This is a genomic window from Bittarella sp. HCP28S3_D9 (assembly GCF_052065655.1).
Taxonomy (GTDB): domain Bacteria; phylum Bacillota; class Clostridia; order Oscillospirales; family Ruminococcaceae; genus Bittarella; species Bittarella massiliensis.
On the sequence record NZ_JBQHTP010000041.1, the window covers coordinates 1 to 7,000 of the forward strand.

At 66.0% G+C, this 7,000-nt stretch carries 5 protein-coding genes; 1 reads left to right on the forward strand and 4 read right to left on the reverse strand.

From position 1 onward, the window contains the following. Window positions 1-45: 45 nt before the first annotated feature. From ACTNAU_RS13180 to ACTNAU_RS13190, 3 genes are all read right to left on the reverse strand, one after another. Window positions 46-951, reverse strand: a complete 906-nt coding sequence (locus ACTNAU_RS13180) for a helix-turn-helix domain-containing protein (RefSeq protein WP_441098673.1) — start codon at window positions 949-951, stop codon at window positions 46-48. Window positions 952-1,133: 182 nt separating this feature from the next. Beyond that, window positions 1,134-2,897 (reverse strand): ABC transporter ATP-binding protein, encoded by a 1,764-nt coding sequence (locus ACTNAU_RS13185; protein WP_216401134.1) that lies wholly within the window; start codon window positions 2,895-2,897, stop codon window positions 1,134-1,136. Further along, a complete protein-coding gene (locus ACTNAU_RS13190; protein ID WP_441098674.1) occupies window positions 2,897-4,621 on the reverse strand; it encodes an ABC transporter ATP-binding protein in 1,725 nt (574 codons plus the stop codon). Before ACTNAU_RS13190 ends, ACTNAU_RS13185 begins: the two co-directional genes overlap by 1 nt. Before the next feature lie 176 nt (window positions 4,622-4,797). Here ACTNAU_RS13190 and ACTNAU_RS13195 point away from each other — a divergent pair, with 176 nt between their 5' ends. After that, on the forward strand, window positions 4,798-5,673 hold the full coding sequence (locus ACTNAU_RS13195) for a LysR family transcriptional regulator (RefSeq protein WP_441098675.1): 876 nt from the start codon (window positions 4,798-4,800) through the stop codon (window positions 5,671-5,673). 630 nt (window positions 5,674-6,303) lie between these two features. On the opposite strand, the gene ACTNAU_RS13200 is transcribed toward ACTNAU_RS13195, so the two are convergent. Further along, window positions 6,304-7,000, reverse strand: a 697-nt coding sequence (locus ACTNAU_RS13200; protein ID WP_441098676.1) for a hypothetical protein, incomplete at its 5' end; no start/stop codon positions are given.

A 7,000-nucleotide genomic window follows, 5' to 3' on the forward strand; every position in this document is an offset into this window, starting at 1 on the left:
GCCGCGAAAAAAACCCCCCCCCCCACCCCTTTTTGGATGCGCGTTTTACAGTTTTACCGCCGGCACTGCCACCCGGGCGCCGGTCTCCTGCTCGGCGCCGAAGTTGAAGGACGGGCCGCTCTCCGGGGCAAAGCGGTAGCCGAAGGGCTCGGGGCGGTAGCGCTCCACCGCCCGCTGCACCGACTCGATGGCCAGGCAGAAGTCCTCCTCCCGCTCGTAGGGCTCGCTCTGGAAGTAGAAGAGGGACCCGGCCGGCAACTGGGCCAGTGCATACCCCGCCGGCACCTCGCCGCAGTAATCCAGGGGCAGTTCCACCCCGACGGCGATGTTGGAGCAGCCCTCCTTCACCAGCTGGGGCGGCAGCTCCAACAGGGCGGCGGTGTCCATCTTCTCGGGGATGCTGTTGAGCAGCCCCTCCCACTCGCAGCCCATCTCCTCGCAGAAGGAGAGGTAGTCCTCTCCCTTTTTGGAGCAGAGGTAGAGCAGCTTTCTGCGGGGTCTCTCCTGGACGGTGACGGTACACATCTTGATTTCTTCGCTCATCTGGCATTCCTCCTTGCGGCGGATCAGGGCCTGATAGTCCCTGATCGGGTACTGTACGAACAGGGGGATGGGGGACGGCGAGCGCCGGTAGCGCGACGGGGCGACCGAAAAGCGGCTCTCAAAGGCCCGGGTAAACCCCTCGTGGCTGGCAAACCGGCTGTCCAGGGCGATGTCGAGCAGCGGATCCCGGGTGTCCCGCAGCCGGGCGGCCCCCTGGGTCAGCAACACGGCCTGCAGGTACTCCCGCGGGGTCTGCCCCAGCAGCTCTTTAAAGAGGCGGTCTGCGTGCCGGCGGGAATAGCCGGCGGCGGCGTACATCCCCTCCAGGGAAAACTCGTCGCTCCCCGCCCAGCGGCGGATGTAGTCCTGCATCCGCTGGATGGCAGCGGTCTGTTCGGTCATCTCCATCTCTCTTCCCCCCTCTCACAGAATACCAGAGCGCGCCCCGCGGCGCTTGACCTGGTTGGACAACCCCTTTTGGGCCAGTGTAACACCCGCCCCCCTCCCCGGGCAAGGGCCGATTTTTTCCAGGGCGGCAAAAGGGGGCGCAGCCCCTGTTCGGCTGCGCCCCCCTCGGGCGATCTTCTATTTTACTCCCCTGTGCGGGCGAACTGGCTGTTGTAGAGCTCGGCGTAAAAGCCGCCCTTTTCCAGCAGGGACTGGTGGTTGCCCTGCTCCACGATCCTGCCGTCGCGCATCACCAGGATGCGGTCGGCCTCTTTGATGGTGGAGAGCCGGTGGGCCACGATGAAGCTGGTCTTCCCCCGCATCATCTCGTCAAAGGCCTTTTGGATGCGGATCTCGGTGCGGGTGTCGATGTTGGAGGTGGCCTCGTCCAAAATCAGCATCGGGGGCGAGGTCAGCATCACCCGGGCGATGCAGAGCAGCTGCTTTTGCCCCTGGGAGATGCTCCCCCCCTCCTCGGAGATGACGGTGTCATACCCCTGGGGCAGCCGCTTGATGAAGCTGTGGGCGTGGGCCGCTTTGGCCGCCGCGATCACCTCTTCCTCGCTGGCGTCGGGGCGGGCGTAGGCGATGTTTTCCCGCACCGTGCCGGTGAAGAGCCAGGTGTCCTGCAGCACCATCCCGTAGCAGGCCCGCAGGGAGCCCCGGGCGTAGTCGCGGATGTCCTTGCCGTCCACCGAGATGGCGCCCTTGTCCACGTCGTAAAAGCGCATGAGCAGGTTGATGAGGGTGGTCTTGCCGCAGCCGGTGGGGCCGACGATGGCGATGCGCTGGCCCGGCTCCACCCGCAAGTTGAAGTCCTCGATCAGGGGCTTTTTCGCCTCGTAGGCAAAGGAGACCCCCTCCACCGCCACCCGGCCCTCACAGGCCGCGGGGCGGGCGGATTCCAGCGCGTCGGGGGACTCGCTGGGCTCGTCGAGCACCGCGAAGACCCGGCGGGCCGAGGCGAGGGCCGACTGCAGCTCGGTCACCACCCCGGAAATCTCGTTGAAGGGCTTGGTGTACTGGTTGGCGTAGGCCAAAAAGCTGCTGATCTGGCCCACAGTGATGGCCCCGTTGATGGCCGCCACCGCGCCGATGATCCCCACCCCGGCGTAGACCACCCCGTTGACAAACCGGGTGCAGGGGTTGGTGAGGGAGGAGTAGAACTGCGCCTTCACCCCGCAGTCGTAGAGGCGGCTGTTGATCTCGTCAAATCGCTCCTGCGAGGCGGCCTCCCGGCCAAAGGCCTTGACGATCTTCTGGTTGCCCAGCATCTCCTCCACGTAGCCGCCCATCTCGCCCCGCACCGCTGACTGCTCCCGGAACATGTTGTGGGAGCGCTTGGCGATGAAGCTGGCCACAAAGAGGGAGAGGGGGGTGATGAGCACCACCACTAAGGCGATCTTCACATTGATGGAGAGCATGAACGCCAGGGTGCCGAGGATGGTGATGACCCCGGTGAAGAGCTGGGAAAAGCCCTGGAGCATCCCGTCGGAGATCACGTCGATGTCCGACACCACCCGGGTGATGAGGTCGCCGTGGGAGTGGCCGTCGATGTAGCGCAGGGGGACGGTGGAGAGCTTGGAAAAGGCCTGCACCCGAATGTCCTTGACGGTGTGGTAGGTGATTTTGTTGGTGCAGTAGGTCATCAGCCACTGGGTCAGGGCCCCCAGGGCGTAGACCCCGGCCAGCCAGCCGGCCATCCCCAGGATGCCGGTGAAATCCACCTGCCCGGGGCCGACGATCATGTCCACCGTCCGCCCCACCAGCACCGGGCCGGTGAGGGTACAGGTGACGGTGGCCACCGCGCAGAGAAGGGCCAGGGTCAGCAGCCACCAGTAGGGTTTTAGGTATTTGAGGATCCGCCCCAGCACCGGGGTGCGGTCCTCCTGCCTGATTTTCGCCATCAGCGGCTCACCTCCTCTTCGCTGAGCTGGGAGAGACAGATCTCCCGGTAGACCGAGCAGCTCTCCAACAGCTGTTCGTGGCTCCCCACCCCGGCCAGGCGGCCGTCGTCGAGGACCGCGATCACGTCGGCATGGCGGATGGCGCTGGCCCGCTGGGAGACCACAAAGACGGTGCTCTCCCCCGCCTGGGCCGCCAGGGCGGCGCGCAGGGCCGCGTCGGTGCGGTAGTCCAGGGCCGAGGAGGAGTCGTCCAAAATCAGGATGTCCGGCCGCCCCACCAGGGCGCGGGCGATGGCCAGCCGCTGCCGCTGCCCGCCCGAGAGGTTCTTGCCTCCCTGCAAGATGGGGGTGTCATACCCCTGGGGCAGCTTTGCCACAAATTCGGCCGCCTGGGCGATGTCCAGCGCCCGGGCGATCTCCTCGTCGCTGGCGTCGGGCTTTCCCCAGCGCAGGTTTTCCCGCACCGTTCCGGTGAAGAGGACCGATTTCTGGGGGACGATGCCGATTTTTTTGCGCAGGGCGGCGGTGTCGTAGGCCCGCACGTCCACCCCGTCGATGAGCACCCGCCCGGCGGTGGCGTCGTAGAAGCGGGGGATCAGGTTGACCAGGGTGGACTTGCCCGCCCCGGTGCCGCCGATGATCCCCACCGTCTGCCCCGGCTGCACCGCCAAATCGATCCCCTCCAGGGCGTTTTCACCGGTGCTGTAGGCAAAGGACACCCCCTCAAAGGCCACCTTGGCGGCCCCCGAGAGGCCGCTCTCCTCCCCGCCGGGGAGGATGGAGGGCTCGGTCTCGAAAATCTCGTTGATCCGGCTGGCCGAGGCCGAGGCCTTGGTGAAGATGACCACCAAATTGGCCACCACCACCAGGGCCAGCAGGATCTGGGTCATGTAGTTGACCAGGGCGATGATCTGCCCTTGGGTCAAAGCGCCGCTGTCCACCCGGAAGCCGCCAAACCAGAGGATGGCGATGATGGCGAAGTTGACGATGATGGAGGTGAGGGGGTTTAAAAGGGCGGACACCTTCCCCACCCGCACCGAGGACTGGGCCAGGTCGTCGCTGGCCGCGTAGAAGCGCTGGTTCTCGTGCTCCTGCTTAGAGAAGGCCTTGATGACCCGGGCGCCCTCCAAATTCTCGCGGGTGATGAGGCCGATGCGGTCCAGCTTTTTCTGGATGGTGCGGTAAAAGGGGATGGTCCGCTTCATCACCTGGTAGAGGACCAGGGCCACCAGGGGCCCCGCCACCAGGAAGATGAGCGACAGCTTCCAGTCCAGCCAGATGGCCATGACGGTGGAGCCGATGACCAGAAAGGGGGCCCGGATCACCAGGCGGATGAGCATTGCCACCGCCACCTGCAGCTGGTTGACGTCGCTGATGATGCGGTTGATGAGGGTCGAGGTGCCCAGCTTGTCGATCTCGGCGTGGGACAGGGTGCCCACATGGGCAAAGAGGTCGTGGCGCAGCCGGGTGCCCACCCCCTGGGAGGCCCGGGCGGCCGAGTACTGGCAGATGAGGGCGCAGCCCAGCCCCACCAGCCCCAGCAGCACGATCACCGCGCCGGTCTTGAGCACGTAGGGCAGGTCGCCCCGGGCCACCCCGTCGTCGATGATCTTGGCCATCAGCAGCGGCACGATCAGCTCGAAGATGGCCTCGGTCAGCTTGAAGAGCGGGCCGATGATGACCTGTTTCCGAAATTCCTTTAGATAGCGAACCAATTTCAGCAAGATGTTTTCCCCCACTTTTTTCGGGTTTTGCCGGGCCATTTGTTGCAAATCCCCGGCAAACTGTTATTATAATAACAAATGCGCAGCTATATGAAAAGGATTTTATTTGTATATTTTCCATTCAAATCCCATATAGTTTGCCCCGCTGGAATGGCGGGGATGAGGAGGTCGTTTCGTTGGAGTTAAAACAGCTAGCCGCCTTTGTCGCCGTGGCGGAGGAGGGCACCATCTCCGCCGCTGCCCGGCGGCTGCACATGACCCAGCTCCCCTTGAGCCACCAGCTCAAGCTGCTGGAGGAGGAGCTCTCCCTCACCCTCTTTGAAAGGGGGGCGCGCAAGGTGACCCTCACCCCCGCGGGCGAGCTGTTCTACCCCCGGGCCGCCAACATCCTGGAGATGGCGCGGGTGGCCCGCAAGGAGCTCTCCGACCTGGCGGTGGGCAAGCGGGGCACCCTGCGGCTGGGCACCGTCTCCTCCTCGGGCAGCGCCCTGCTCTCCAGCCGCATCCGCGAATTTCACGCCCTCTACCTCGACGTGGACTTCTCCCTCCACGAGGGAAACACCTACCAGCTGCTGGAACTGCTGCGCGCCGGCATCATCGAGGTGGCGGTGGCCCGCACCCCCTTTCAGTCCGAGGGGTTTCACTGCAGCTACCTGTCCCCCGAGCCCATGGTGGCGGTGGCCGGGCCCGCTCACCCCTGGCCGGGGGAGGGGGCGCTCCCCCTCACCTATTTAAAGGGGCAGCCCCTCATCCTCTACCGCCGGTTTGAGGACCTGATCGCCCGCCAGTGCGCAGCGGCGGGCTTTGCCCCCACCGTCCTCTGCAAAAACGACGACGCCCGCACCACCCTCATGTGGGTGGGGGCGGGGCTAGGGGTCGCCCTGGTGCCCCGCTCAGCCCTCAAAATCATGCAGGGATTGCAGGTGAGCTGCCGGGAAATCGACGACCCAGCCCTCACCACCCAAATCGCCGCCGTCTGGGCCAAAAACCGCCCCCTCTCCCCCCCGGCACAGGGGTTTGTGGAGGTCTTTTCCCGGGAGCGGGAGGTATGAGGAGGGGGCGGCGGGTCAGCTTTTCCCGCGCCCCCAAAAAGGCCGCTGCCCTCTGACGGCGGCCTTTTGGGCAAGGGGGTGAGGGGCGTTTGGCCCTCCGGGGCAGATGGCATGGCGGGGGTCTGCCCCTGTGCGGAAGGGGGAGAGTCGCACGAGGCAAAGAAACCAAAAGCGCCGCCGGGCAGCCTGTGACAGGTTGTCCGGCGGCGCTTCTCTTTTTGGATAAAGGACTCCTCTCCCCCCTCCGTGAAGGCGATGGGGCGTGCGGGGAAGCCCGCGCCGTTCTCCGCCAACACCCTCACCTTGCCCAGCGTCATCCCCCCAGGCCCCGGCGCTGGTGCCGGAGGAGGAGACCGCAGGGGGATGTGCCCTTTCGGCGACGGGGACAGGGGCGGGATGTCGGGTTTCCGCCCGGATGGCGCAGACCAGGGTCGGCCATTGGGCGATGGCCGGGCAGTGGCACTCGGCCACCATCCCCGCCGAGAGGCATGCCGTGGCGACGGGGAAGAATGGGGGCGCAGCCAACTCTTTTTGCGCCAAAGAGGCCGCTGCCAAAAAGCAGCGACCTCTTTGAAAAGGGCGTTGAAGGGGCCCTTTATCCGCTGACAGCGGTTGGCCCGAACGGCGGGATCAGAGGGCTTCCCTCTCCCTCTCCTCTTCACCTTTCTCGGTGGAGAGGTTCCACAGGGCCATGAAGATCACCCCGCCCCAGCAGAGGATGGTGGGCACATCCAGCCCACAGCGGGCGAGGAAGGCCAGGGAGACGGCGCAGCCACCCGCCAGGGCCAACAGCGCCACGTCCCCGAGGGTGAGGCCGCGTCTCCCCCGGCCCAGGAAGGTCTTGCGCCCCAGCCAGTAGAGCAGGGTGCAGAGGGCCCCCAGCAGGGCCAGCCAGTGGATGGGGCAGTGCCCGTCCGCCCCGCGGCCGCTGCCGCCGTCCATCCCGGTGTAGGGGGTGGCGCCGCCCGACGAATTGCCGTCGGGGGCCAGGTCACCGGCCGCGCCGGGTTTTAGCAGATACCGCAAAAAGAGGGAGGTGCGATTCCCGGCGGAGTCCTCCAGGGTGTAGGCGATCAGGTATTCCCCCGGCCGGGTGGTGTCGATGCCCTCCACCGCCTTCCCGTCCCGGCTCACGGCAAAGCGCACCTCTTTCAACACCCCGTCCGGCTGGGCGGAGGTAAACTGGTACCGGCTGCCCAGAAAGGCCCGCAGCTCTTCCCCGTCCAGCCAGCCGCCCGACAGCGGCGGGTCGGTGATGGTCTGCACCAGCCGGTCCGTCACCGTGGCGTACTTGGTCCCGCTCTGCCAGTCCTCCACGATCTCCGGC